The organism is Methylobacterium sp. BE186 (genome assembly GCF_031457035.1).
Lineage (GTDB): Bacteria > Pseudomonadota > Alphaproteobacteria > Rhizobiales > Beijerinckiaceae > Methylobacterium > Methylobacterium segetis.
Genome location: NZ_JAVDVV010000026.1, coordinates 35,878 through 61,172 on the forward strand (window position 1 = coordinate 35,878; position 25,295 = coordinate 61,172).

Annotated in this window: 21 protein-coding genes; 8 read left to right on the top strand and 13 right to left on the bottom strand. The window is 72.3% G+C overall.

The genetic code is table 11. The features are described from left to right. Positions 1–7: 7 nt before the first annotated feature. The 8 genes from J2X36_RS21415 to J2X36_RS21450 are packed head-to-tail and all read right to left on the bottom strand — an operon-like array spanning position 8 to position 11,394. Positions 8–1,156: an ABC transporter permease gene (locus J2X36_RS21415; protein WP_310353561.1), complete on the bottom strand. Its 1,149-nt coding sequence runs from the start codon at positions 1,154–1,156 to the stop codon at positions 8–10. Continuing rightward, the gene (locus J2X36_RS21420; protein WP_310353563.1) at positions 1,153–2,169 is read right to left on the bottom strand and encodes an ABC transporter permease; all 1,017 of its coding nucleotides are present in this window, start codon (positions 2,167–2,169) and stop codon (positions 1,153–1,155) included. The genes J2X36_RS21415 and J2X36_RS21420 overlap by 4 nt, the downstream gene beginning before the upstream one ends. Further along, positions 2,166–4,115 (bottom strand): ABC transporter substrate-binding protein, encoded by a 1,950-nt coding sequence (locus tag J2X36_RS21425; protein WP_405029836.1) that lies wholly within the window; start codon positions 4,113–4,115, stop codon positions 2,166–2,168. The genes J2X36_RS21420 and J2X36_RS21425 overlap by 4 nt, the downstream gene beginning before the upstream one ends. After that, the gene (locus tag J2X36_RS21430; RefSeq protein WP_310353566.1) at positions 4,112–4,999 is read right to left on the bottom strand and encodes a hypothetical protein; all 888 of its coding nucleotides are present in this window, start codon (positions 4,997–4,999) and stop codon (positions 4,112–4,114) included. Before J2X36_RS21430 ends, J2X36_RS21425 begins: the two co-directional genes overlap by 4 nt. Then, positions 4,999–6,840 (bottom strand): ABC transporter ATP-binding protein, encoded by a 1,842-nt coding sequence (locus J2X36_RS21435; protein WP_132254089.1) that lies wholly within the window; start codon positions 6,838–6,840, stop codon positions 4,999–5,001. The genes J2X36_RS21430 and J2X36_RS21435 overlap by 1 nt, the downstream gene beginning before the upstream one ends. After that, positions 6,837–8,813: a glycosyltransferase gene (locus tag J2X36_RS21440; protein ID WP_310353570.1), complete on the bottom strand. Its 1,977-nt coding sequence runs from the start codon at positions 8,811–8,813 to the stop codon at positions 6,837–6,839. Before J2X36_RS21440 ends, J2X36_RS21435 begins: the two co-directional genes overlap by 4 nt. Next, positions 8,801–10,126 carry a glycosyltransferase gene (locus tag J2X36_RS21445; protein ID WP_310353573.1) on the bottom strand — a complete coding sequence of 442 codons (1,326 nt, stop codon included), beginning with the start codon at positions 10,124–10,126 and terminating at the stop codon, positions 8,801–8,803. Before J2X36_RS21445 ends, J2X36_RS21440 begins: the two co-directional genes overlap by 13 nt. Further along, the gene (locus tag J2X36_RS21450; protein WP_310353575.1) at positions 10,123–11,394 is read right to left on the bottom strand and encodes a hypothetical protein; all 1,272 of its coding nucleotides are present in this window, start codon (positions 11,392–11,394) and stop codon (positions 10,123–10,125) included. The genes J2X36_RS21445 and J2X36_RS21450 overlap by 4 nt, the downstream gene beginning before the upstream one ends. Before the next feature lie 154 nt (positions 11,395–11,548). Between J2X36_RS21450 and J2X36_RS21455 the strand changes: the two genes are divergently transcribed. After that, the gene (locus J2X36_RS21455; protein WP_310353577.1) at positions 11,549–14,308 is read left to right on the top strand and encodes an ABC transporter transmembrane domain-containing protein; all 2,760 of its coding nucleotides are present in this window, start codon (positions 11,549–11,551) and stop codon (positions 14,306–14,308) included. Here J2X36_RS21455 and J2X36_RS21460 read toward each other — a convergent pair. The 3 genes from J2X36_RS21460 to J2X36_RS21470 form a co-directional block, all read right to left on the bottom strand. Next, positions 14,271–15,638 carry an adenylate/guanylate cyclase domain-containing protein gene (locus J2X36_RS21460; RefSeq protein ID WP_165937867.1) on the bottom strand — a complete coding sequence of 456 codons (1,368 nt, stop codon included), beginning with the start codon at positions 15,636–15,638 and terminating at the stop codon, positions 14,271–14,273. The two genes, J2X36_RS21455 and J2X36_RS21460, sit on opposite strands and share 38 nt — an antisense overlap. A 304-nt stretch (positions 15,639–15,942) precedes the next feature. Next, positions 15,943–16,092 carry a DUF1127 domain-containing protein gene (locus J2X36_RS21465; protein ID WP_132254437.1) on the bottom strand — a complete coding sequence of 50 codons (150 nt, stop codon included), beginning with the start codon at positions 16,090–16,092 and terminating at the stop codon, positions 15,943–15,945. 267 nt (positions 16,093–16,359) lie between these two features. Next, complete coding sequence (locus J2X36_RS21470; protein WP_310353580.1) at positions 16,360–16,668, bottom strand: hypothetical protein; 309 nt, start codon at positions 16,666–16,668, stop codon at positions 16,360–16,362. Between the two features lie 326 nt (positions 16,669–16,994). Between J2X36_RS21470 and J2X36_RS21475 the strand changes: the two genes are divergently transcribed. From J2X36_RS21475 to J2X36_RS21495, 5 genes are all read left to right on the top strand, one after another. Further along, positions 16,995–17,945 (top strand): metallophosphoesterase, encoded by a 951-nt coding sequence (locus tag J2X36_RS21475; RefSeq protein WP_310353581.1) that lies wholly within the window; start codon positions 16,995–16,997, stop codon positions 17,943–17,945. 32 nt (positions 17,946–17,977) lie between these two features. Then, positions 17,978–18,364 (top strand): cupredoxin family copper-binding protein, encoded by a 387-nt coding sequence (locus tag J2X36_RS21480; RefSeq protein WP_310353583.1) that lies wholly within the window; start codon positions 17,978–17,980, stop codon positions 18,362–18,364. 47 nt (positions 18,365–18,411) lie between these two features. Next, on the top strand, positions 18,412–19,176 hold the full coding sequence (locus J2X36_RS21485) for a sigma-70 family RNA polymerase sigma factor (protein ID WP_310353585.1): 765 nt from the start codon (positions 18,412–18,414) through the stop codon (positions 19,174–19,176). Then, positions 19,173–19,994: a zf-HC2 domain-containing protein gene (locus J2X36_RS21490; protein ID WP_310353587.1), complete on the top strand. Its 822-nt coding sequence runs from the start codon at positions 19,173–19,175 to the stop codon at positions 19,992–19,994. Before J2X36_RS21485 ends, J2X36_RS21490 begins: the two co-directional genes overlap by 4 nt. A gap of 116 nt (positions 19,995–20,110) precedes the next feature. Continuing rightward, complete coding sequence (locus J2X36_RS21495) at positions 20,111–21,817, top strand: adenylate/guanylate cyclase domain-containing protein (RefSeq protein ID WP_310353591.1); 1,707 nt, start codon at positions 20,111–20,113, stop codon at positions 21,815–21,817. Between the two features lie 106 nt (positions 21,818–21,923). Here the strand turns inward: J2X36_RS21495 and J2X36_RS21500 are convergent, their stop codons facing one another. Then, positions 21,924–22,814 (bottom strand): LysR family transcriptional regulator, encoded by an 891-nt coding sequence (locus J2X36_RS21500; protein WP_310353595.1) that lies wholly within the window; start codon positions 22,812–22,814, stop codon positions 21,924–21,926. Positions 22,815–22,961: 147 nt separating this feature from the next. Here J2X36_RS21500 and J2X36_RS21505 point away from each other — a divergent pair, with 147 nt between their 5' ends. Then, positions 22,962–23,600, top strand: a complete 639-nt coding sequence (locus J2X36_RS21505; protein ID WP_310353597.1) for an NAD(P)H-dependent oxidoreductase — start codon at positions 22,962–22,964, stop codon at positions 23,598–23,600. Beyond that, positions 23,597–23,923: a multidrug efflux SMR transporter gene (locus J2X36_RS21510; RefSeq protein ID WP_310353600.1), complete on the top strand. Its 327-nt coding sequence runs from the start codon at positions 23,597–23,599 to the stop codon at positions 23,921–23,923. The genes J2X36_RS21505 and J2X36_RS21510 overlap by 4 nt, the downstream gene beginning before the upstream one ends. Positions 23,924–24,082: 159 nt before the next feature. Here J2X36_RS21510 and J2X36_RS21515 read toward each other — a convergent pair whose 3' ends face one another. Continuing rightward, positions 24,083–25,078, bottom strand: a complete 996-nt coding sequence (locus tag J2X36_RS21515) for a nitronate monooxygenase (protein ID WP_310353604.1) — start codon at positions 25,076–25,078, stop codon at positions 24,083–24,085. Between the last annotated feature and the right edge of the window lie 217 nt (positions 25,079–25,295).

Consider the following 25,295-nt stretch of genomic DNA (forward strand, 5'->3'; position numbering starts at 1 on the left):
CGTCGCCTCACTGGTAGGGGTCGGCCGCGTCGCGCAGGCCGTCGCCGAGGAAGTTGAAGGCGAGCACCGTCACGAGTACGGGCACGACCGGCCAGAGCAGCCAGGGGTAGAGCTGGACGGCGGCGAGGTTCTGAGCCTCGTTCAGGAGGACGCCCCAGCTCGTCACCGGAGGACGCAGGCCGAGGCCGAGGAACGAGAGGGCCGTCTCACCGAGGATCATGGTGGGGATGGCGAGCGTCGCCGAGGCGATCAGGTGGCTCATGAAGTTCGGGATCAGGTGGCGCGCGATCACGCGGGCGGGCGTCGCGCCCATCAGTTCGGCCGCCTGCACGAAATCCTCCTCGCGCAGCGCGAGGAGCTTCGCGCGCACCGCCCGGGCGAGGCCCGGCCAGTCGAGCAGGCCGAGGATGATCGTGATCCCGAAGAACACCCAGAGCGGGCTCCAGGTCGGCGGGAGCGCGGCGGAGAGGGCGAGCCACAGGGGCAGTTCGGGGAGCGAGCGCACGATCTCGATCAGGCGCTGCACGGCCGCGTCGGGCGCGCCGCCGAAATATCCGGCGATCCCGCCGAGGATCAGCCCGAGCGCGAAGGAGATCGAGACGCCGACGAGCCCGATGATCAGCGACACCCGGGCGCCGTAGACGAGGCGCGAGAGCAGGTCGCGCCCGAGCCGGTCGGTGCCGAACAGGAACAGGGTGCCGCCCTCGGGCGGGCAGACGAGGTGACGGTCGGCGGGGAAGAGCCCGAGGAACGGGTAGCCGTCGCCGCGGCACAGGAAGCGCAGCGGCTGCGGGCGGCTGCGATCGCTGCGATAGTCGCGCCGGAAGGTCTGCAGGTCGAGCTCGGCGCGATAGGGATACACGAAGGGCCCCACGAATCGTCCGTCGTGGAACAGGTGCAGGCCCTGCGGCGGTGCGTGGATGAAGTCCCCGTTCCGCCGGGCCTGCCCGTAGGGTGCGAGCCACTCGACGAACGGCACGCTCGCGTAGAGGGCGGCGAGGACGAGGGCCGAGGCGACGGCGAGCCGGTGGCGCAGGAACCGCCGGAGGAACAGCCTCCACGCGGAGGCGGCTTCCCCGCGGCCCGGTTCGCCCGCATCGGGATCGAAGGGGCCGGTGTCGACGAAATGACCGGGACCGCCCACCCTCTCCATCATTGGGCACCGAGGCGGATGCGCGGGTCGAGCCAGACCAGCACGAGGTCCGAGATCAGCATGCCGACCAAGGTGAGCCCGGCGATGAACATCAGGATGAAGCCCGCCATGAACTGATCCTGGCTGCGCAGGGCGTCGAGCAGCAGGGGGCCGACCGTCGGCAGGCTGAGGACGAGGGAGACGAGCACCGAGCCCGAGACCACATGCGGCAGGAGGTTGCCGATGTCGGCGACGAAGGGATTGAGCGACATCCGGAACGGGTATTTCAGGAGGGCGCGCAGCGGCGGCAAGCCCTTGGCGCGGGCGGTGATCGTGTAGGGCTTGGCGAGCTCGTCGAGGAGGTTGGCGCGCATCCGCCGGATCATCGCCGCGGTGCCGCCGAGCCCGATCACCAGGGTCGGCACGACGAGGTGGGCGAGCAGCGAGCGGACCTTCGGCCAATCCCAGGGCTTGCCGGTGAACTCCGCGTCGTAGAGGCCGCCGATCGAGAGACCGAACCATCGATTGGCGTAGAACAGGAGGATCAAGGCGAGCAGGAAGCCCGGCACCGCGAGCCCGACATAGCCCAGCACGGTGACGAGCGCGTCGCCGGCCGAGTGCCGATGGGTCGCCGAGTAGAGCGCGATCGGGATCGCCACCGCGTGGACGAAGATCACCGCCGCGAGGTTGACGACGAGGGTCAGCCAGAGCGCGTCGCCCACCACCTCGGCGACCGGCCGGTCGTACTCGAAGGACCAGCCCCAATCGCCCTGGATGAGGCCGGAAAACCCCGCCGGGCCGGGCCACAGGCCGATCCACATCAGGTATTGCTCGGTGACCGGGCGATCGAGGCCGTATTGCCGGATCAAGAGCTCGGCCTTCGCGACGGAGGCGGCCTCGCCGCTCGCGCGCAATTCGGCGATTCGGTTTGTCAGGAAGTCGCCCGGCGGCAGCTTGATCACCAGGAAGACGAGGGCCGAGATCACGAGGAGCGTGACCGCCATCGTGGCGCAGCGGCGCAGGACGAGGCCGATCACTTGGCCTCGGCCCTTCGGTCGGCGGGGCGATCCCAGAACACCTCGTCGAGGCGCTGCACGCCGATCATCGCGGTCGGCTCCCAGGAAAAGAGCGCGCGCTCGGGGAGATTGGCGAGACGGTCGGCCGCCACGACCGGCTGCAGCGCGCCCGCGACCGTGCCGATCACCCACTGGTTCTCGGCGTGATTGCGCAGCATCTCGCGCCAGATCTCGCCCTGGCGGCCCGCGTCGTCGGTCCCGTTCCACTCTTCATTCAGCGCGATCAGGCGCTGGACCGCCGCCACGTCGCAGGGCTCGCCGCTCCGGCCGCGAGATTCGACATTCAGGCTCCAGCGCGGCCAGGCATAATGGTCGGGCTGGGCCGGGCTCAGGCCCGTCGGCGGCATGATCGCGGTCGCGACCGCGAGGTCGAGCCCCTGCGCGGCCACCATCATCGTCATGCCGGCGAGCGACCGGCGCCTCAGGTTGGTGCGCTCCTGCGGCTTGACCACGAGCCGGATGCCGACCTCGCGCCAGAACTCCGTGATGAGGAGGAGACCGTCGAGGATCATGGCCGCCTCGCCGTCGCTCTCGACCACCACCTCGACCGGGCGCCCGTCCGCCATCAGGCGGATGCCCGCCGCGTCGCGCCGGTCGAGCCCCGCCGCGTCGAGCAGGCGGACGGCCTGCTCCGGATCGTAGACCGCGTGGAGCGTCCGCAATTCGGGCGCGAAGAGCGGGCTCTCGGCGACGACCGTGTCGTTGCCCTCGGTGCCGAGGCCGAAGAGCAGCGTGTTGTTGAGGGTGCGCCGGTCGATGGCGAGCGAGAGTGCCCGCCGGTACCGCAGGTCGCGGTTGAGCGCCCGCCAGCCCGCATCGAGGGTGGTGAGGTTCGGGTAGAGCGCGATCTCGGAGCCGCGGGCGATCGGCCAGAGGAGCGTGCGGTAGCCGTGCGCCCGCTCGCCCTCCTTCAGGCTCGGAATGTCCGACATCGACAGGCCGCGGAACATGAGGTCGGCCTCGCCCGCATTCGTCTTCGGGGTGAGCAGGCCGGACGCGGTCACGTCCATCAGGATGCCGTCGAGATAGGGCAGCTGCGTGCCGTCGCGGTCGACGCGGTGATAGGAGGGGTTGCGCTCGAAGACGAAGCGCGTGGCCGGGCTCGGCGTGCGCGGCCGCCAGGCCTGAAGGGTCGGGCAATCGGGGTTGGTGAGTTCGTAATTGTCGTCGAGGCGGTTGTGGAGCGCCGCCCAGCCGCGCAGCTTCTGCGCCTTCGCGGCGGCCTCCGCGGCCTCGCGGCCCGCATGGCGTGGATGATACGGCCTCAGGTAGTGGGCCGGGCGGTAGATCAGCGGGTCGCGCGGTGCGGCGAGCGCCGGCAGGAAGCGGGGGTTCGGCCGCTCCCAGAGATAGCGGATCGTGATGTCGTCGAGGATCTCGACGCGCGGCGGCTTGGCGTCGACGAGGAAAAAGTCCGGAGGACCGCCGGGGCTGAGCTCGGGCTCGTTTGCGACATCCTCCCAGTAGTAGCGGAAATCCTCGGTCGTGAACGGGTGGCCGTCCGACCAGCAATGCCCTTTGCGGAGGCGGAAGGTGAAGCGGCCCCCCTCCTCGTCGCAGCGCTCGAGCACGTCCGGCCGCAGGACGAGATCGGCGTCGTAGCCGACGAGGCGGGTGTAGCCGTAGACGGAGAGATAGCGGACGTCCCGCGCCCTGGCGATCAGCGTGCGGATGCTGCCCCCGGCCGTGCCGCGCCGGCGCCCCCGGGCGGCGAGATCGACGACGAGCGGGGTCTCGGGCAGGCGCGTGGCCGCACCCGCCTCCGGGGCGGCCTGCGGCGCGGCCGGGCGCAGAAGGGCGGCTGCCGTCAGGCCGGTGACGAGGCTGCGCCGGGACAGGCCGCCCTCCGCGGCCGCGCGCTCGCGCCCGGGCGCTTCCTGCGGGAGGCCGGTCCGATCGACGCTCACGGGCTCGCCCCTTCGGGGCCGGCCCCGCGCCGGCGCAGGGTCACGGCGGTCAGCCGCGCCGGCGCGTATCCGGTCGCGCGGTGCAGGTCGTCGAAGGCGTGGGCGCGCGCGATGCAGGCGGCGGCCTCGCGCATCAGCGGGTCGTTGGGACGCTGCTCGAAGGCGCGGCCGTTGTGCAGCCAGCGGATCGGCTCGGGATCGTCGCGCAGGGCCGTGACCATGGCGATGGTCGGGTGGGCCGGGCCTCCGTGGGCATGGATGCGGTGGCCGGCCGCGTCGTCGTCGAACAGGAGCCGCGTGATGCCGCGCGCCCTGGCCTCGACGACGCGACGGGCCTGCGAGACGTGATCGTCGAAGAAGGCGACGGTCGCGTCGGGATCGAGCGCGCTCAGATCCGCCCGCGCCCAATCGACGGTCGCGTAGTGCGCGCGCGCGTCGCGGTACTGGAGGCCGGACAGGTCCGGGTCGTGGCACCGAATCTGCGCCTCGGGGCAGGCCTGCCGAATCACCCAGGTCGTCAGGCCGCGGAATACGCCGGACTCGATGACGAAGCGCGGCGCGAGGGTGCGCATCGCGACGTAGAGCTGCAGGGCGCCGTTGAAGCCGCTGCCCCCACGGCGCTGCCTCACGGGTGCGTGTGGGATGAGGGACCAGAACTCCTCGACCATGGCGCGCACGGAGCCGCGCACCGGGATGCCGGCGGCGGCGAGGTCCGCCTGGAGGATCGCTGCCGCGTTTGCCAGCAGATGCTCGACCTCCCGGCCCGAGAGCGGCCGGTGGATCCAGTCGGGATTGGCCGGCACGAGATCGTAGCCGAGGCGGTCGAAGAACGGCACGAGCATCCGGCGGCGCAGCCGTTCGAGGAGGATCGGCCGCGCCCGCATCAGGCCGCCTCCCGTGCGTGCGCGGCGCCGACGCGGATGCGGTGGCCCGGCTCGATCGCCCGCATCGTTCCCGCCTCGTCCGGGGCGAGGCGGAAGGGCTCCGGCCATCGGTCGGGGTCGGACGCCTCCCCGGTCACGGCGGCGAAATCCAGCGGGTGGTCGAGGCTGGGATCCGGCACGGCCGCGAGCAGCGCGCGGGTATAGGGATGGGCGGGATTGCGGAACAGGGCGGCGCGCGGCGCCTCCTCGACGATCCGGCCCCGGCACATCACGCTGATGTCGTCGGCCATGTAGTCGACCACTGCGAGATTGTGGGACACGATCAGGTAGGAGAGGCCGAGGGCTGCCTGCAGGTCCTTGAGAAGGTTGAGGATCTGCGCCTGGACCGAGACGTCGAGGGCCGAGACCGGCTCGTCCAGGACGAGCAGGCGCGGATTCAGCGCGAGCGCGCGGGCGATGCAGATCCGCTGCCGCTGGCCGCCCGAGAAGGCGTGCGGATAGCGCGCGAGCGCGGCCGGATCGAGACCCACCATCGCCATGAGGTCGCGGGCCCGCCTGCTCCGGAGCCGGGGCTCGACCCCGTGGATCTCCATGGGCTCGCCGAGGATCTGGCGCACGCTCATGCGCGGATCGAGCGAGGCGTAGGGATCCTGGAACACGAGCTGGACGAGGCCGCGATAGGCGAACAGCCTTGCCCCTTCGAGGTCGTGCACGTCGGCGAGGCCGGCGCCGGCATCGAACAGGACTCGCCCCGAATCGGGTGCCAGGGCGCGCATCACCATCTTCGAGACGGTGGTCTTGCCCGAGCCGGATTCGCCCACGAGCCCCAGGGTCCGGCCGCCCGCGAGGCGCAGGGACACGTCCGACACCGCCCGCACGATGCGGGGCTTCGCGAACAGGCGGCCGGCCCGCAGCACGAAGCTCTTGCCGACGCCCTCGACCCGCAGGATGTCCCCGGCCGGCGCGGCGTGCCGGTCCATCGGCGGGATCTCGGCCCGCGCCGCGCGGATCGGCGCGAGCCGCTCGCCCGGCGCCATGTCGAAGCGCGGCACCGCCCGCATCAGGGCGCGCAGGTAGGGATGGCCGGGCCGGCGCAGGACGGTGTCGCGCGGTCCCGATTCGACGAGCCGGCCGCGATAGAGCACGGCGACGTCGTGGGCGATGTTCGCGACGATGCCGAGATCGTGGGTGATCAGCAGCATCGCCATGCCGGTCTCGTCCTGCAGGCGGCGCAGGAGGGCGAGGATCTGCGCCTGCGTCGTCACGTCGAGGGCGGTGGTCGGCTCGTCGGCGACGAGAAGGGCGGGCTTGAGGATCAGCGCCATGGCGATCATGGCGCGCTGGCGCAGGCCGCCCGACAATTCGAACGGGTAGGTCGTGAGGGCGCGGGCCGGGTCGGGAAAGCCGACGCGGGCGAGCGCCTCGCGCGTCTCGGCATCCGCCTGCCGGCGGCTCGCCCCGGTGTGAACGCGCAGGGCCTCGCCGATCTGGTCGCCGATCGTGTGGAGCGGCGACAGGGATGTCATGGGCTCCTGAAAGATCATCGCGATGCGCTGGCCGCGTAGAGCGCTCATCACCGCTCCATCGGGGATAAGAGCAGCGATGTCAGTCGGTTGGGCCCCCTCCGCGAACAGGATGCGGCCGGTGGTGATCTCTGCGGCAGGGGGCAGGATCCGCAGCACCGCCTGCGCCGTCACCGACTTGCCGGAGCCCGACTCGCCGACGAGTGCGAGCGTCCGGCCGGCCCCGACGTCGAGCGACAGGCCGTGCAGGACCTCGGCCCTCCCGGTATCGGTCCGGAAGGCGACCGACAGGTCGCGGATCGACAGGAGCGGGCTCACGGCAGCCTCGCGCAGGCGGCGCTCCTGGCCCTGGGTCGCGCGGCCGCCGGTGCCGCCCGGAACAGCCGGCGGGGGTCGGCGAAGCGCACGGCCGGATGCCGGGCGAGGAGGTCGAGGAGGCGTTCGAGGAAATCCCAGAACGCGGCGTCGTGGGCGCCGTGGTGCGTGAGGAGCCCGATCGGCGTCTCCGGCGCCTCCGTCAGGATGCGGAGCAGGCGATCGACGAGGCGGTGCGGGTCGACGAGGCTGCGGGTGCCACGCCAGTCGATCGGATCGATCTGCGGGTCGTGGCGCAGGAGGCCGGGGACCTCCCCGGCCGCACCGGGCGCGGCCGAGAGCGCCTCGTATCCGAGATCCGGCAGGGCCGCGGCGAGATGTCCGTCCAGCCGGTTCCAGGGCGGCACGAAGACCGGCAGCAGCCGGTCGGCCGGAAGCCGCGATCGCGCAAGCCGCAGCGCCTCCTCCGCCTCCGCGATCAGGACGGGCAGGGACCGGTGCGAGCCGAACTCCGCGGGGCGGCCCCCCGGCGGCGCGTGATCGGCGTGGACGAGGCCGTGGACGGCGAGGCAGGCCCCCGGCGCGCGATCGACGCGTCTCGCGAGCGAGGGCTCGACCCGGCCCGGAATGGCCGCGATCAGCACGGGGAGGCCCGCCTGCTCGGAGAGGGCGAGCAGCCGGTCGAAGGCGGGCGTCGCCGCGACCGCGTCGTCGTCCCGCCACCAGACCGGAACCCGCGCGCCCTCGCGGGCCGCGGCATCGAGCCCCGCGCGCAGGCGGGCGAGCGCAGCCGAGACCGGGTCGCCCACGCGCCGCGTGCCGGGCACGTTCGCCGCAGGCGGACCCGCCGTTTTCGCCGCGAACAGGTCCTCCATGATCGCCACCGAGCGCGGGCCGCCGTCGAGATCGATGCCGTGCGGGGAGAGGGCCGGGGCCGAGAGGGCCTCGCGCACGCTGCGGAGCAGCGCGTCGGCATCGAGGTCCGCTTCCGGGAGGACGCGTGCGAGGCCCCGCGCGGCGAGGTGATCGGCGCGCAGGCGCTGCTCGGTTTCGCCCCCCGCCTCGAAGGGGACGAGCACGGCGGGCGTGCGCGTGGCGAGAAGATCGACCGCTGTGTTGTAGCCGCACTGGCTGACCGACAGGGAAGCGCCCGCCAGCAACGCACGGTAGTCCGGGCGCGCCCGGTCGACGACCCCGTCCGGCAGGTCGCGGCCGATCTGGGAGAGTGCCGCATCCGGCACACCGTGCCCGACGAGGATCCGCCAGCCGAGATCCGGCGCGCGGTGCGCAGCCTCGGCCGCGGCCCGGAACAGGCCGAGCCCCGCAGCGCTCGACCCGGCCGCGACCAGGATGCCCGAGCGTCGGGCCGGGGCCGGCACCGGCGTCCCCTCGTCGATGTAGCCCGTCGCGTGCAGGCGCTCGGCGAGGTTGGGATCGACCGGCCAGGATGCTCCGAGCGGGACGAGGCTCGGGTCGCCGTGGACGAGCACGGCGTCGTAGAGATCCCGAAGGCGGGCCTGCGTCTGCGCGATCCGGCCCGGCTTCCCGGGCGCGACCAGGATGTCGCGAATCGAGGCGAGGACGAGGGGGCGCGGGCGCCGCGCGCGCGCAGCCTCGACGAGGCTCAGGAATTCCCCGGCCATCGCCCGCCGGCCGAACGGGAACAGCTCCGTCACGACGACGTCCGGCCGCGCCCTGTCGAGGGTGTCGAGGAGCATCGCCCGCCGCCGCGCCATCAGGCCGGGGCTGGCCTCCCCGCCGTCGGGTCCGAGCAGGCGGCGGAAATCGGTGCCCTCGACATGGACCGGCGGCAGCGCCACGAGCCGGACGCCGCCGAGGCGCACGAGGGGCGCTGGGCGCCCGCCGCTGACGAGCAGGGCCTCATGGCCGGCCGCAGCGCAGGCGCGCGCCAGCGCCGCCGCGCGGGTCAGATGGCCCGCCCCGAGGAGGTGCGTGACGGCGATCAGGACGCGCATGGGCAGCCCGCCGCGTGGGGACCGGGAATGCGCCGGGCCGGCGCCGGGACCAGGCCGGCCGAGGCCGCGAGGCGCGCGCCGATCAGGTCGATGCCGGCCTCGTGCGTGAACTCCGCCCTCAGCCGCGCGCCCGCCGCCGCGGCGAGGCTTCGGCGCCGTCCCGGATCGCGGGCAAGCGCCAGGATCGCATCGGCCAGGGCCGCCGGATCGCCCGGCGGCACCAAGACCCCGTGCGTCCCGTCGGTCACGAATTCCGGCGTCCCCGCGAAGGCGGTGGCGAGGATGGGCAGATCCTGGCTCGCCGCCTCCATCAGGACGTTCGGCAGGCCGTCGCGGTCGCCGGAGGCGGCGGCCTTGGTCGGCAGCACGAACAGGTCCGCCTCGCGCATCGCCGCGATCACGCGCGGCTGCGCCTGCGCGCCGTGGAACGTGACGCGCCCGCGAAGGCCCTGCGACCTGGCCAGGGTCTCGAGTGGCCCGCGCCGCTCCCCGTCCCCGATCAGGTCGAGATGCCAGTTCAGCGCGCCGGGCAGGCGGGAGAGAGCCGCGATCAGGTCGTCCTGTCCCTTCTTGGCGACGAGCCGTCCGACGCAGAGCAGCCGAACGCAATGTCCGGGGCCGGACCCGTCGCGGGGCGGGCGCCGCGGGCAGGGTTCGGGAAAGCGCGCGAGATCGAGGCCGTGATAGGCGAGCGCCACCCGGCCGGGTGGCGCGAGAGCGTTCAGGCGGGCGAGGCCGTCGCGCGTGCAGGCGACGGCCCATGCGCAATCGGCGAGCTTCTCGGACAGGTCCCAGGCCGGCGTCGTCCAGATGTCCTTCGCGTGGGCCGAGACGCTCCAGGCACGCCCCGTCAGCAGAGCCGCGTAGCGGGCGACGCTCGCCGGGGCGTGCAGGAAGTGGGCATGCAGGTGGGTCGCCGCATCCGGCACTTCGCGGGCGAGGACGAGCGCCTGCCCGAGCCGGCGCAGGCGCGAGGGCGTGGGGTCCCGCACGAGATCCCGCGCGACGGTGCGCAGCAGCCTGCCGAAGGCCGGACGCCGCGCGGCCGCGATCAGGCCGCGCAGCACCCGCACGGGCGCCCGGTGCAGGTATTCGGGCAGATAGGTGACGGGCGCCCGTATCGCCGCGTGCATCGGGTGCCGCTCACCCTCCGTGGGGCGCCGGAGAGACCAGATCTCCAGGCCGAGGCCGCGCCTTTCCAGGGCCAGGATCTCCTGCGCGATGAAGGTCTCGGACAGCCGCGGATAGCCCTTCAGCACGATCGCGATCCGCGCGCCGGTTCCCGGCGGGGCGTCGGCGTCGCGGGCGCTCATGGATGGGCGCATCCGAGGCAGGGTTCGGCGCGGCTTTCCACGAAGGGCGGCCCCGGCGACGGGCCGGCGGCCGGATCGGCGAGGAGCGCGCGCAGGCGCTCGACCACGCCGCCGAGCCCGTCGAGGAGGCCCGGCTCGACGAAGCGCGACGGCACCGGCTGGTCCGGGAGCCCTCGGAGCGCGGCGGCCATGCGCGCGGCGCCGCGGCCCGGCCCCGCATGAGGCTCGGCATGGAGCACGCGCGCGAGGCCGAGCGCCTCGGCGGCGACGGCGCGGATCTCCTGCTCGCGCCGCGGCTCCGTGCGCGGGACCAGCAGGGCCCGCCTGTCGAAGGAGAGGATCTCGCAGAACGTGTTGTAGCCGCCCATCGCCACGATGCCGGCGGCCCGGCTCATCAGGTGCTCGATCTCGCTGTCGAAGGTGATCGCCGAGAGGCGGCCGGGCTGCCGGTCGATCCGCGCCAGGAAGGCCGTGCGAGTGTCCGCATCGAGAAAGGGCCCGAAGGCCACGATGGCCGGGAGCGGCAGGCCCGGATCGGTCTCGTAGGCCGAGATCACCCAGTCGATCAGTCCGGCACCGTCGCCGCCGCCGCCGGGGGTGACGAGGAGGAAGGGGGCGCCCGCGAGCGCCGGCTCGGAGCGGCCGGGCGGCCAGTCCGGGACCTCGCGGCGCAGATAGCCGAGGTAGACCAACCTGGTCGCGGGGCCGAGGGGGAGCGCGCGCAGCGGCTCGTGGATGCGCGGCACGCCGTAGACCCAGATCTCGTCGTAGTAGCGCTCGATGGCCTCGACCGCGCCCTTGCGCGCCCATTCGGGTGCGAGGCGCTCGCCGTCGTCGAGGATGTCGCGCAGGCCGAGCACGCACTTGCCGCCTTGGACGGACAGGCGCTCGAGCGTCGGCAGGAACTCGCCGTGCAGGCCCGTCGGCTCCTTGTCGATGATCGTCAGGTCGGGCCGGAACGCCTCCGCCGTCGCCGCGACGATCGCCGCGCGCTCCGCGATCCGGTCGTCGAGGGCGCTGCCCGGCTCGAAGGGGGCGTAGATGCCGTCGACGCGCTTGGTGACGACCGGGAGCCGCACCGCGGAGACGCGGTCGGCGAAGCCGAACCGGTCGACGAAGGGCGACCCCGAGACGATCACCACGCGCGCCCCGCGCTCCGCCGCGACGATGGCGTGGGCGATGGCGCGCGACCGGCGCAGATGCCCGAGCCCGAACGTGTCGTGGCTGTAGATCAGCACGCGCGGGGCCGAGGCGGGGGCGTCCCTCACCGGAAGCGTTCCATCTCGAACACTCTTCCTCTGGCGGCGGATCGGTCTGGACGGCCGATGCCTGGCCCCTCGCATGAAGCGGCCAAGCATGACAACTTCTAGATGTTCCATGTTTGTCAAGTCCAGCCGAGCGGAGGGGCGAGCCCCGAACCCGATGCGTGACCTGCAGCCGACCCTGTTCCAGTACATCTGGGCGCATTCGAAGCGCGATCAGCTCGCCATCTGCGCCGTTGTGTTCGTTTCCTTACCGTTCTACTTCGCGTCCCTCGACCTGCCGCGGCGAATCGTCAACGACGCGATCACCGGCAAGGCCTTCGGCGGGGGTCGCCGGACGGCCCCCTTCCTCGACCTGACGATCCACTGGCCGCTCTGGGCCGGCGGCGGCGCCACCACGCTGTTCGAGGGCTTCCAGCTCGAGCGGATGGAACTGCTGATCGGCCTCTCCGCCCTGTTCCTTGCGCTCGTCCTGATCAACGGCGCCTTCAAGTTCTGGATCAACCTCTCGAAGGGCGTGCTCGGCGAGCGCATGCTCCGCCGCCTGCGGTTCCAGCTGTTCGCGCTGATGCTGCGCTTCACGCCGGAGGCGCAGCGCGAGGTGAAGGCCTCGGAGACGGCGACGATCATCCGCGACGAGGTCGAGCCGATCGGCGCCTTCATCGGCGACGCCATCATCAGCCCGGTCTTCCTCGGCACGCAGGCGGCCACCGCCCTGACCTTCATCCTCCTGCAGAACGTGTGGCTCGGCCTCGTCGCGGCCGCCATCGTCGCCGTCCAGTTCATCGTCATCCCGCGCCTGCGGCGGACGATCCTGCGGCTGAGCCGCGAGCGGCAACTCCGGTCGCGGGAGCTGGCGGGCCATGTCGGCGAGGTCCTCGAGGGGCTCGACGCCGTGACGGTGAACGATGCGGGGCGCTGGGAGCGGGCGGAATTCGGCGGGCGCCTGCACCGGCTCTACAGCCTTCGATTGCGGATCTACCGGCGCAAATTCGCGATCAAGTATCTCAACAACCTGCTGGCGCAGGTGACGCCGTTCCTGTTCTACGCCGTCGGCGGCATGTTCGCCCTCCACGGACAGCTCGATATCGGCCAGCTCGTCGCCGTCCTGGCGGCCTATCGCGACCTGCCGCCGCCGCTGAAGGAACTCATCGACTGGGATCAGCAGCGCCTCGACGTCGAGGTGAAGTACGAGACCGTGGCCGCGCATTTCGCGGCCCACCGGCTCCGCCGGGCGGAGGCGGAGGAGGCCGAGGGCGCGGCCGTCCCGGCGGCCCGCACGCTGGAATGGGAGGGCGTCGCCCTGAGGAGCCCCCATGACGGTGAGCTCGTCGCGATCGCCGATGCGACCGTCCCCCTGCCGGCGCGGGTCGGCTTCGTGGTGGAGGACGGGGAACTCGCCCATGTGCTGGCCCGCGCGCTCGTCGGCCTCGACTCGCCCCAGAGCGGGGCGATCCGGCTCGGCGGGCACGACCTCGTCGGGCTGCCCCAGTCGGTCCGCAGCCGGCTGATCGGCTATGCGGGCCGGAGCCCGAACCTGTTTCCCGGCTCGATCCGGGACAACGTCGTCTACGGGCTGCACCGGATCCCGACCGGACCCGTCCCGACGGACGCGGACAGGCAGGCCGAGGCCCTGCGGACCGGAAACCCCGTGGAGACGATCGAGCAGAACTGGATCGACTACGCCCGGCTCGGCGTCTCGGGCGCGGAGGGGCTCGACCGGCGGATCCTGGCGCTGCTGGCCGGCCTCGGGATGGAGCGCGACCTGTACCGGTTCGGTCTCTCGACGATCTGCCGGGACATGCCCGACCCCACGATCGGCACGCGCCTGATCGCCGCGCGCCGGCACCTGCAGGCGCTCCTCGACGGCGCCAAGCGCGGCGGCCTCGTCGTGCCCTTCGCCGCGGACCGCTACAACGACGAGGCCACGGTCGCCGAGAACCTGCTCTTCGGGGTGCCGCGTGAGCCCGGGCTGATGGATCGGCTCGCGGCCGAGCCGGCCTTCGTCGAGGCGCTCGGCAGGGCGGGGCTCGGGGACGGGCTGGTCGGGATGGGCGTGGCGATCGCCCGCAACCTCGTCGAGATCTTCCGCGACCTGCCGCAGGGGCACACCCTCTTCCGGCGGTTCTCGCTGATCACGCCCGACGCGCTGCCCGACTACGTCCGCCAGCTCGCCCGGATCGACGCGGATGGCGGGCTCGAACCGGAGGACAGGGCGGCCTTCCTCGCGCTGACGCTCCGCTACGTCGAGACCCGCCAGCGCTTCGGCCTTCTCGATTCGGCGCTCCAGGTCCGGATCGTGCGGGCGCGGGGCCTCGTCCAGGCCGCGCTCGGCGGAATCGACGGCAACGGGATCGAACCCTACGATCCGGATCGGATCAACCCGCGCATCTCGATCCTCGAGAACCTCCTGTTCGGACGCATCAGCACGCGGCGCATGCATGCGGAGGCCGACATGCGCGAGCACGTGCTGGCGGCGGTCCGCCGCTTCGATCTGGAGGAGTGGATCGAGCGGCGCGGCCTCGACGTCGATGTCGGCAACCGCGGTCAGCTTCTGACGGACGATCAGCGTGCGCGGATCGAGATCGCGCGGGCCGCGCTCACGCTGCCGCCGATCCTCGTCGTGGAGGATTCGGGCGTGCTCGACCGGGCGCTGATCGGGTTCCTCGCCGCATCGGACTGGTCCGGGCGGGAGACCTCCCTGGTCCTGTTCACCGCCTCCGCCGCGCTCGCGGCCGGATTCGACCCCTGCATCACGGTCGGGAGGACCGGAGCCCGACGGGCGACCGCGGGATCCGGAGAGCCGGGCGATCCCGTCGCGCGGACGGCGCCGGACGGGCGCGGTCCACGCCTGCGGGCGGACCTCGGCAAGGAGCGTGGGCTCAGCCGGGGCCTCCCTCCGCGGGGGCGAAGATCGTGACCAGCTCCCTGCGCCCGGCGAAGGGCTCCCGCCCGATCTCCCGCCATGCGGCCCGCTCCGGCGTGCCCTCGACGGCCGCCCCCGAGGCCAGGATCATGGCGCCGTAGCGCTTGGTCGCCTGTTCCAGGCGCGAGGCGACGTTGACCGCATCGCCCAGGACCGTGAATTCCATCCGCTCCTCGTCGCCGACGATGCCGCAGAAGACCTCGCCGACGTGGATGCCGATGCCGATCCGCACCGGATGCGGCATCTCGTGCGTCGCGTTCCAGGCCTCGACGATCCGGACGAGGTCGTGCGCGAAGGTGAGGGCGCGACCCGCATCGTCGCTGCCCTCGTCCGGGACGCCGAACAGGATCAGCGCCCCGTCGCCGATGAACTTGTCGACGATACCGTGGTGCTTTCGCACGCAGCCGAGGATGCGGGTCCGGAAGGCCGTGAAGAACTGCGACAGGCGCTCCGGGTCCATGCCCTCGGCCATCCCGGTCGAGTCCCGGATGTCGACGAAGACGATGACGGCCCTCTGTCGGCGCCCGCGGCGCAAGCCGAGGTCGCCGGCCGCGACCCGGGGCGCGATCTCGGCGGGCAGGAAGCGCGCGAGGCTGGCGCGGCCGACCGCATCCTTGACGGCCGAGGATAGGAGGCGGCGCGAGCGGACGATGCCGAAGGCGGTCGCCGCCCCGGCGAGCAGCAGCAGCGCGAACCGCATCACGTTGACCGGCATCGAGAACAAGCCGGGCCAAGCCGGCACGTTCTGCGAGGCCGGGTCGAGCATCAGGCTGTGGTCGAGCGCGCCCGCGATCCCGACCAGTCCCAGCGCCAGGAGCGCGATGGCGCCGAGCTGCACCTTCACGTCGTAGCGCAGGGCGCCGACCGCGAGGACCACGGGCACCGACCAAGTGATCGGCGCCGAGGGCAGCGCGTTGCCGGGCAGGCCGCGCTCCGCGAGGGCGAGGTAGGCGATGACGAGGACGAGCCCGACATCGAGCACCATGAACAGGTAGGAGTACCCGTGGCGCCAGCGCTGCGGCACGGCGAGACCGATGCTGACCGCACCGACCGAGAGGAAGCCGAGGGCGGCGATCCAGGCGTTGCGCATGAACAGGTCGAGGGACACGCCCGTCCACCGCAGCATCACGTGATCGGCGACGATCACCGTCACGAACACGCAGAGCCCGATCGCCACCCGGAGCCACCCGATCAGGCGCTCCGCCGCGACCTCGTGCCGGCGCATCAGCGCGGCGACGAGATCGCTTTCCAGCGGGCGCGCGGGAGTGCCGGTCGGCAGCTCGATCTCCCCGGCCACCGCATCGGCACGCAGACCTGGCCGCATCCCGGCCTCCCGGATCCTCGTCGAAGGGGCGACGGCGGGATAAGAGCATGGCCGCGGGCGCCCGGCCATCGAGCGTACGGGGGCCATCCTTCGGGGGGAGCCTCAGCCCGGATCGCCCGCTGGCCTCGCCTGCGCTCGCCCGGTCACGGAGCGTCGAGCACCGCATCCTCCCGGTGGCGAGGAGCGGCCAGGCCCGGCAGCCGTCCGGTACCGCGACCCCGACGATCGGCGAGGCGGGCCGCGGCGCCCCTTCGGAGCGAGGGATGCCCGGTTCCGGCGGAACGGATCGCCACAGGGCGACGCCTCACGACCAGAAGCGATCGCGATCTCGAGGCACGTCATGCCGGCTGAGGCCGATGTCTTCGAGCAGGCGATCATCGAGGGCGGCAAGCTCCTGATCCGCTCTTCGCCGCTCGCGCCAGAGGTGAAACGTGCGCAGGATTGCCGTGAGCATCGTGTGATCTCCCTACCAGGGGCGGCGAAGTGCCAGGGGCGGCGAGATGCCCGAGGGAGGCTGAGGGGTCTGTGAGGCCGATCACAGATCCGGGTGCGTCCGGGACCCGAGCCCCCGGGCTGCCGCGACGTCCGCAGGCTCGATGCCGAGAGCGCGGCGCCTATCGGTTCGGACCGCGAGCCACGAGACCGCACGGTCCGGGGCCGCGCGGTCCGGGGCCGAACGCCTATCGAGGCTGCGCGGGTTTCGGGTCAGGTATCGGTCCCCTCAGTTGGACCCGCCACCCGCCGTGCTGCCCAGGTTCTGTGCGATGGGGTCACGCTCCGGGAATTCGGCATTGCCGAGCGTGCTGCTCCTCAGGGGGCGCGCCGAGCGGGCGGGCTCGCCCGCCGCCTGGAGGCTGCCCGTCCACCTCGGGCCGGACAGGCCGGGTGCGGCGTCTCTCGTGACGGCGCCGGCGCGTTGCAGGGACCGCGGCGCAGCCGTGACGGGGGCTGAGGCCGCGGGCAGGAGCAGCATCGCGGCCGTCATCACGGACAGCGTGCTCCGGGCAGGCGTGGATCGGTTCGCGTGCATGGCGTTCTCCTGACGCGCGGCCAGCCGAACGCCATCCGGCTGGCGAGCCCGGCCTGCGGACCCGTCGGCCGCCTGAAGCGCGTCTCGACGCTTCGGCGCTGCTGGCATGGATCGGGAGGCTCAGGGCCTCTCCAACCAGCCAGACCGCCCCTGCGGCCGGTTTATTCCCGCCGCCGCAGAGCCCGGACGCGGTGCGGATGGGTGTCGGGGGAGGAGATCGATCCGCCGCCCCTGTGGCAAATCTCATGAGCCCGGGAATAATCGGTGCCCGCCCATGATCAGGATCCGCAGGGACATCGACGTCCCGTGCCTGCGGAGCCGAAGCGATGCTGGATCACGAGAGCCCGGACGAGCCGGGGAGGACGAGCCGCCGCGGGGCGCTCGAATGCATGATCTGGGCGGGCACCGGCCTGCTCTGGTCGCTCGAGGGCGGTCTGCCGAGCGCGGTCGGACTGACCCGGGCGCTGGCCGCCGACAAGCCCGCGGCGCCCTTCACCTTCCTGCAGATCAGCGACAGCCATGTGGGCTTCAACAAGCCCGCCAATCCGGACGCCCTGGGCACGCTGCGGGAGGCGGTGGCCCGGATCCGGCAGCTGCCGGAGAAGCCTGCCTTCATCATCCACACCGGCGACATCAGCCATCTCTCGAAGGATCGCGAATTCGACGATGCCGACCAGATCCTCCGCGAGACCGGCCTGCCCCTGTTCTTCGTGCCCGGCGAGCACGACCTGCTCGACGACGAGCGTGGACGGTCTTACCTCGACCGCTACGGCAAGGGGTCGCGTGGGGCCGGCTGGTACAGCTTCGACCGGCAAGGCGTCCACTTCATCGGCCTCGTCAACGTCGTCGACCTGAAGGCCGGCGGCCTCGGCAATCTCGGGGCCGACCAACTCGACTGGCTGGAGCGTGACGTGGCCGGGCTCGCCTCAAGCACGCCCGTCGTCGTCTTCGCCCACATTCCCCTCTGGACCGTCTATCCCGAATGGGGCTGGGGCACGCAGGACGGGGCGCGGGTGCTCGCCACCCTCAAGCGGTTCGGCTCGGTCACGGTCCTCAACGGGCACATCCACCAGATCATCCAGAAGGTGGAGGGCAACGTCGCCTTCCACACGTCCCGCTCGACGGCCTTCCCCCAGCCGGCGCCCGGCACGGCGCCCTCGCCGGGACCGATGAAGGTGCCGGCCGGCGAACTGCGCGGGGTGCTCGGCATCACGAGCGTCAGCCTCGTGCGCGGCAGCGAGCCCCTGGCGATCATCGACACGCCGCTCTCCGGATGAGCCGGCTTCCCCTCACCGATCAGGAGCGTGCCATGCCGACGCCTCGCGCATTACCTTGCCACCCGGCCGGGCGGATCATTGCCGCCATCGCCCTGCAGATCCTCGCCCTTACCCTCGCGGCGCAGCCGAGCATGGCCGCGGCGGACCGGGCCAGCACCGATCCGGTCGTCATCCGCATCGACAACTTCACCTTCGGCCCCCAGACGCTGACCGTCGCCCCGGGAACGCGCGTGACCTGGATCAACGGCGACGACATCCCCCACACGGTCGTGGCGCAGAACAAGTTCTTCCGTTCGAAGACGCTCGATACGGACGATCGCTTCACCGTCACCTTCCAAGTGCCGGGTGAGTACGCCTACTTCTGTTCCCTGCACCCGCACATGACCGGGACGGTCGTGGTCAAGGGCCCGACGGACTGATCCGGCCGAGGAGCGCGAGAGGCGAGAGCGAGCGCGGGAGAAGCCACATGACGGGCAGGCTCATCATTGCCGGAACGTCGCTGCGGCCGGTGGTGCCCGAATCAACCCTGCGGGCCTGGATCGAGGCGGCAGCCGCCGATCTCGCGGCGACGATCGGCTCGGTGCTCGCGGCCTCGGTCCAGACGGGGCTGCTGCGCCCTGCCGCCCGAACGGAACGGCGAGGGGGGCACCCGACGCTTGTCGCCCAGGCGCCCCCGCCGAAATCCGGGGCCTCGTTCCACGAGATCGTGCTCCCGCATCTCGACGCCGCCTACAATCTCGCCCGCTTCCTGACCCGGGACGCGGATGCCGCCGACGACATCGTGCAGGACGCCTTCCTGCGCGCCTTCCGGGCCTTCGACGGGTTTCGGGGTGGCGACCCGCGGGCTTGGCTGCTCGCGATCGTGCGCAATTGCGCACGAAGCTGGGCGAGCGAGCGGGCCAGAACCCGGGCGCTCTCGGAACCGCTTCCGCCTCCGCAGGCGGAGGACGAAGCGGAGGCCGAGGCCCTCGAAGTCCCGGATCCCCTTCAGGCCACTCCGGAGGCCGCGCTCCTGCGCGACAGCGAGGCGAGGCTGGTCCGCCGGCTGATCGAGGCGCTGCCGGAAGCCTTCCGCGAGGTCCTCGTGATGCGCGAGTTCGACGACTTGTCCTATCGGCAGATCGCCGAGATCACCGCGACGCCCATCGGCACGGTGATGTCGCGCCTGGCCAGGGCGCGGCAGATGATCGGTGCTGCCTGGCGGCGCCAGGACGAGGCGGCGAGGCCATGACGAGCGATCACGCGCGGCCCTGCGGCGAGGATGCCGCCTCGCTCAACGCCCTCCTCGACGGGGAGCTCGACGCGGCCAACAGCCTGCGCTGCGAGACCCATGTCGCGCATTGTCCCGCCTGCGCGGCCGAACTCGACCGCCTGCGTGCGGTGCGCGACCTCCTCGCCCGTGACGGTGTCGTCTGGCGCGCGCCCGCCACGCTGCGCGCGCGGATCCTCGCAAGCCTCGCCGAGGAGGCCGGTCGCACGTCGAGCGACGGCGAGGTCGCGGCGGCGTGGACGCGCGCCCCGATCGGGTGGGTGTCGCGCCTGCGCGACAGCGCGACCCGATGGCGGGCCCTGCCGGCGGGCCTCGCTCTCGCCGCGAGCCTCGCGCTCGCCGTCCTGGTGACACGCCCCGGCGAAGCGCCGGATCTGGCGAGCCAGCTGGTCTCCGGCCACGTCCGCTCCCTCCTGGCGGACCACCTGACGGACGTCCGGACCTCCGACCAGCACACGGTGAAGCCGTGGTTCTCCGGCAAGACCGACTTCTCGCCGCCCGTCGTCGATCTCGACGACCGGGGCTTCACCCTCGTCGGCGGCCGCCTCGACTACATCGAGAACCGGGTCGTGGTCGCGCTGATCTACAGGCGGCGCAAGCACGTCATCAATCTGTTCCTGTGGCCGTCCGAGGGATCGCGGCCGACGGCCTCGGCCAGGGAGGGCTTCAACATCCTGGGCTGGCAGCAGGCCGGGCTCGCGTTCTGGGCGATATCCGATCTCAACGCCGTCGAACTCAAGGAATTTCAGGACGATTTCGTCGAACGCTCGCCCCACTGAGAACCGTCATCGGCTCGGCTGTGGGGAGGCGTCGCCGCAGCTCCGGCAGGGCGGAAATTCGGGCCGGCGGGGCGTGCTATAGCGTGGCCGTCGAAACTCAAGGCCATCAGGCTGCTATGCGACACTCCCTCGCCGGGTCGGCGATCAGCGTCGGCCGGCTCACCCCGGCATCGGCCGTGCGACGCCTGACGTTGCGCCACGTGCGTCTCGGCACCGGGCTCATCCTGTTCGGCTACGTGCTCACGCATCTGCTCAACCATGCGCTGGGCAACGTCTCGCTCGCCGCGATGGACGCCGGCTTGAACGTCGCCGCGGCGGTCTGGCTGAACCCGTTCGGACTTTTCCTGCTCTACGCCGCGCTGACCGCACACCTCCTGCTCGGCCTCTACGCGCTCTACGAACGCCGCTTCTTCCAGTGGCGAGGCACCGAGATCGTTCAGCTCGTCCTGGGATTGGCGGTTCCCTTCCTTCTCATCAACCACATCGTCGCGACGCGGCTCGCCTTCGAGATCGAAGGGCTCGAGAAGGGCTACGCGCAGGAACTCTACGCCTTCTGGGTCGCCTCGCTCCGGAGCGCGGCGACGCAGGCCGCGCTCCTCGTCTTCGCCTGGGTCCATGGATGCCTCGGGCTGTTCTTCTGGCTCCGCTTGAAGCCCGGCTTCTCGGCGGCCAGCCCCTGGCTGCTCGCCGGGGCCGTGCTCGTGCCGGTCCTGGCCCTGCTCGGCTTCGTCCAGGGCGGCCGCACCGTCGCGGCGCTGGCACAGGACCCGGCTTGGCGGGCGGAGGCACTCAAGCCGATCCATCTGGGTGAACCGGAGCAGGTGGCGCGGCTCAGGACGATCCGCGACGCCTTGCTGGCGGGCTACGCTCTCGCGACCGCGCTCGTCGTCGCGGCACGCGGCCTGCGGACGCTCACGGAGGTGCGGCATGGACGGATCCGCATCAGTTACCCCGATGCGCGCGTCGTCAGGGTGCCGCGGGGCACGAGCGTTCTGGAAGCGAGCCGGCGTCACAACATCCCGCATGCCAGCGTCTGCGGCGGGCGCGGGCGCTGCTCGACCTGCCGGGTCAGGGTGTTCGACGGCGATGACGGGCGCAGTCTGCCCCGCCCCTCCAAGGCCGAACAGGCCGTCCTCGACCGCATCGGGGCGACGCCCGGCATTCGGCTGGCCTGCCAGCTGAGCCCGACCCGCGATCTTGCGGTGACGCCCTTGTTCCCGCCGCGGCAGCCGCCGGCGCGAAGCGCGGAACCGGCGCAATCGGGCGAGGAGCGCTTCATCGTCGCCATGTTCGTCGACCTGCGGGGCTCGACGCGCCTGGCGGAAGAGCGCCTGCCCTACGACACCGTGTTCATCATCAACCGCTTCCTCGGCGCCGTCGGCGACGCGGTGCGGGAGGCGGGCGGATCGGTCAACCAGATGCTGGGCGACGGGATGCTTGCGTTGTTCGGCTTGCAGACCGTCCCCGAGACGGGGGCGCGGCAGGCCCTGCGGGGCGTCGATCTGATCGGGGAGCATGTTGCCGGGCTGAACCGGCTCCTGGCCGCCGACCTCGGCCAGACGCTGCGCTACGGCATCGGCCTGCATGCGGGCATGGCGATCGTGGGCGAAATGGGAGACCACGCGGATGCGCGCTTCACCGCACTGGGCGACACCGTGAACGTCGCGGCACGCCTGGAGAGCATGACCAAAGCACTCGGTTGCATCGCGCTCGTGTCGGAGGCGGTCTATGCGGCCGCGAAGGTGGAGGCCCCGTCCCTGCAGGAGGTGGTGCTCCAGGGGCGATCCGAGTCGCTGATGGCGAGACGGATCGGGTTTCCTTGAGCAGTCTCCGCTGGGGCGAGCGCGGATAAGGCTCCCGCAGCCTGCCCGGCCGCGAGCGGGCCCGTCGGACCGATCCCGGCGTCGGGGCCGGACCCCCGCCCTGCCCTCATCCTTCGAACGCAGCCCGCGCTTCCGTCAACGTCGCCGTCAGCGCCGTCACCACGGCATCGATGCGCGCGACCCGCCGCAGATCCTCGTGCGTCAGCACCCACAGCGCCGAGCCGAGATCCAGCGCCGCCGTTCGCGGCAGGCGGACGAGGCCGGGCGACGGATCGCCGAGATAGCAGGGCAGGAGCGCGACGCCGAGGCCCGCGACCGCCAGATCCCGGAGGGCGACGAAGGAATCGGCCTGCGTCACGGGCGCGACCCCGCGCAGGTTCGTCCGCAGCCATCGGGCCGCGACCGTCTCGCGGAGGGATGCGTCCGGTCCGAGCCAGGCGTGCTCGCTCAGCGTGCCATCGGCCGCACGGACGGCAAGGTACGAGGGGGCAGCGTAGACGGCGTGCCCGAGACCGGCGATGCGGCGGCCCACCAGGGTCTCCGGCGGCGACGCCGTCGGCCTGACGGCGACGTCCGCCTCGCGCCGCGTCAGGACCGCGAACGCGTTGGCCGTCGAGACCTCCAACAGGATGCCCGGATGCATCGCCCGCACCCGCGCGAGGGCATCCGGCAGGACGGACGCCATCAGCGTGTCGGTGGTCGAGAGCCGGACCGTCCCGGTAATCCGCCGATCCTGACCGGCTGCGCGACGCTCCGCGTCGTGGATGGCCGCGTCGATGCCGGCAAGCTCGCCCACCATCGCCTCGCCCGCGGCGGTCGGGACGTAGCCCGAGGGCAGGCGCTCGAACAGGCGTGCACCGATGCGGGCCTCGTAGGCCCCGAGGCGGCGCAGCACGGTGGTGTGGTTGACGCCCAGCGTCCGGGCGGCGCCGGCAAGCGATCCCGCCCGCGCCACGGCGAGGACGAAGCGCAGGTCGTCCCAATCTCCCCTGTGCATTCGTGCAGTCCCGGCGGGCAGGAACACGGCCTCCCGTGCCTCTCCTGCACAGGATAGGTCGTGGCTCGGGGCCCGCGAAGCCCCGCGCGATCGGCCGACAGGGCGGCGATGCGCGGGCCGCAATCCGTATCAGGAGGTGTCGCGCCCATGACCTCGCTCCTTCACGTCGAGGCCTCGCCCCGCGGCGACGCCTCGCGCTCGACGCACGTGGCGCGCGGTTTCATCGCCGCGCTGCGGGCAGGCGTGCCGTCGCTGACCGTCGATCACCTCGACCTCTGGCAGGCTGACCTGCCATCCTTCGACGGCGCGGCGCTTGCGGCCAAATACGCCCGGCTCTCCGGCCGCCCGCACGAGGGCCGCGAGGCGGCAGCCTGGGCGGAGATCGAGAGGCTGGTCACGCGAGTCGACCGAGCCGAGCACATCCTCCTCTCGACCCCGATGTGGAACCTCTCGATCCCCTACCGGCTCAAGCACTGGATCGACCTGATCACCCAACCCGGCCTGTCCTTCGCGTTCGACCCAGCGACCGGCTACCGACCGCTGCTGCGGCCGCGTCCGGCGCTCGCCATCCTGACCAGCGCGGGAGATTACGCGACGGGCGAGAGCCGCGGCCGACCGGACCTCGCCACGCCCTATCTCCGGGCGGCGCTCGGCTTCGTCGGGCTGAGCGACCTCGCGATCGTGCCGGTCGGGCCGACCATCGGCCCGGGCGCGGACGCGGCGGTGGAGAGGGCGGCCACGCGGTTGCGTGCGCTGGCCCCCGGCTTCCTGCGGGCCGCGTCGTGAGCACCTCTTGGGGATGGACGCTGCTCGTCGCCTCGGGCGTGATCGACGTGGCCTGGGCGCTCGCGACGAAGAAGGCGGACGGCTTCCGGGAGCCGGTCTGGGCGATAGTATCGCTGCTGTTGCTGGCCGCCTTCGTCTCGCTGCTGACGAAGGCTCTGCAGGTGCTGCCCGTCGGCACGGCCTACGCCGTCTGGACGGGGATCGGCGCGGTGGGCAGCGTCGGCGCCGGGATCCTCTGGTTCGGGGAACCTGCGGACGCGCCGCGCTTGCTGTTCGTCGCGGTGACGGTTCTGGGGATCATCGGGCTCAGGCTGGCCGCGTGACCGCTCGCAAGCCCGAACCCGTCTCCGCTGAGGCAGGTCGGTCGCTTCCCGAACGCGAGGACGCGGAGCCTTCCGGGACGGCCGCGACGGAAGGCGGTCCCGCCCGTCGGAATCGCCCTGGCAAACGCCACCTCGGGACGAAACCGAAGGCGCCGCGGCTCACTTTGCCGCTTCGCTGGCCGGCGCCTCGTCGTCCGGTGCGGAAGGCGCGCGCTCGCCGAGGAGAGCGCGCGCCTGCGCGATGATCCGCTCCACGATCTGTCCGGCGGGCGGCAGGTCGTGAATGAGACCGCACGCCTGCCCCGCGATCACGGCCGCAATATCGAAATCGCCTCGTCCGCGGGCCTCGGCATAGGCTCGGGCGACCTCCTCGACATTCTGCATCAACTCCGCCTCTCGCCCGAGCCAGCGCTCGGAGTGCCGGTTGCGCAGGACCCGACCCGTATACGGGGCCGGCCAGACGTTCCGGCGCGAGAGGTCGAACACGATGGAGCGCACCGTGTCCTCGCCCGTCGCATCCACGATGCGCCGCTTGGCCTCCGGGTGCCCGTCGGCTTCCTGTGAGGCGTAGAACCGGGTCCCCACCAGCACGCCCTCGGCTCCGAGCATGAGGGCCGCCGCCAAGCCTCGCCCGTCCGCGATCCCGCCGGCCGCCAGGATCGGCGTGCCGGGCCACGCGTCGACCGTTTCGAGGAGCAAGGGCATGAGCGGGCGCGATTGGCCGTGTCCGCCTGCTTCGGTTCCCTGCACGACAAGGATGTCGGCGCCGGCCTCGACCGCCTCCTGTGCCTGCCCCAAGGACTGGACCTGACAGATCAGCTTGGCTCCAGCCTCTCGGATCGCGGGTGCGAACGGACGGGGATCGCCGAAAGACAGCATGATGGCGGCGGGCCGATGATCGAGGGCCGTTCGGAGCACGTGCGGATTCCGGGCCAAGCTCCAGGTGATGAAGCCGCAGCCGATCCTGGCATTGCCCGCCAGGAGCCTCTCGCTCCGCAGCCAGGTCTCGTCGCCGTAACCGCCGCCCAGGAGCCCAAGGCCTCCCGCGCGGCTGACCGCTGCCGCAAGCCTGCCCCCGGACACACCGTCCATCGGCGCGAGCAGGATCGGGTGTTCGATGCCGAGCAACTCGGTGACGCGATTGCGGAGGGGCATGGCCGATACCTTGGCGCTGCAGCGGGAGAGCCGTCGCCGATCACATCACCCTCGCGCGGACGTGGACAGCTGTTCGTTCTCCGCGTCCCGCAACCGACTTTGCGTCCGCCCACCGGAAGCCCGGCTTCGGTCGCCGCCTGGGCCCGCGAGCCGGGAAGCCTGCATACAAGCGCGTCACCTGTTCGGGTGACGTCGGCCGCCCCGCGGTCTGCCTAAC

Coding starts and splice junctions, on each gene's coding strand:
- J2X36_RS21490 (WP_310353587.1), top strand. CDS start 19,173: ATGACGAGCGATCACGCGCGGCCCTGCGGCGAGGATGCCGCCTCGCTC.
- J2X36_RS21465 (WP_132254437.1), bottom strand. CDS start 16,092: ATGCTCACGGCAATCCTGCGCACGTTTCACCTCTGGCGCGAGCGGCGA.
- J2X36_RS21455 (WP_310353577.1), top strand. CDS start 11,549: ATGCGTGACCTGCAGCCGACCCTGTTCCAGTACATCTGGGCGCATTCG.
- J2X36_RS21495 (WP_310353591.1), top strand. CDS start 20,111: ATGCGACACTCCCTCGCCGGGTCGGCGATCAGCGTCGGCCGGCTCACC.
- J2X36_RS21470 (WP_310353580.1), bottom strand. CDS start 16,668: ATGCACGCGAACCGATCCACGCCTGCCCGGAGCACGCTGTCCGTGATG.
- J2X36_RS21480 (WP_310353583.1), top strand. CDS start 17,978: ATGCCGACGCCTCGCGCATTACCTTGCCACCCGGCCGGGCGGATCATT.
- J2X36_RS21430 (WP_310353566.1), bottom strand. CDS start 4,999: ATGCGGGCGCGGCCGATCCTCCTCGAACGGCTGCGCCGCCGGATGCTC.
- J2X36_RS21415 (WP_310353561.1), bottom strand. CDS start 1,156: ATGATGGAGAGGGTGGGCGGTCCCGGTCATTTCGTCGACACCGGCCCC.
- J2X36_RS21505 (WP_310353597.1), top strand. CDS start 22,962: ATGACCTCGCTCCTTCACGTCGAGGCCTCGCCCCGCGGCGACGCCTCG.
- J2X36_RS21500 (WP_310353595.1), bottom strand. CDS start 22,814: ATGCACAGGGGAGATTGGGACGACCTGCGCTTCGTCCTCGCCGTGGCG.
- J2X36_RS21515 (WP_310353604.1), bottom strand. CDS start 25,078: ATGCCCCTCCGCAATCGCGTCACCGAGTTGCTCGGCATCGAACACCCG.
- J2X36_RS21475 (WP_310353581.1), top strand. CDS start 16,995: ATGCTGGATCACGAGAGCCCGGACGAGCCGGGGAGGACGAGCCGCCGC.
- J2X36_RS21485 (WP_310353585.1), top strand. CDS start 18,412: ATGACGGGCAGGCTCATCATTGCCGGAACGTCGCTGCGGCCGGTGGTG.
- J2X36_RS21445 (WP_310353573.1), bottom strand. CDS start 10,126: ATGAGCGCCCGCGACGCCGACGCCCCGCCGGGAACCGGCGCGCGGATC.
- J2X36_RS21460 (WP_165937867.1), bottom strand. CDS start 15,638: ATGCGGCCAGGTCTGCGTGCCGATGCGGTGGCCGGGGAGATCGAGCTG.
- J2X36_RS21440 (WP_310353570.1), bottom strand. CDS start 8,813: ATGCGCGTCCTGATCGCCGTCACGCACCTCCTCGGGGCGGGCCATCTG.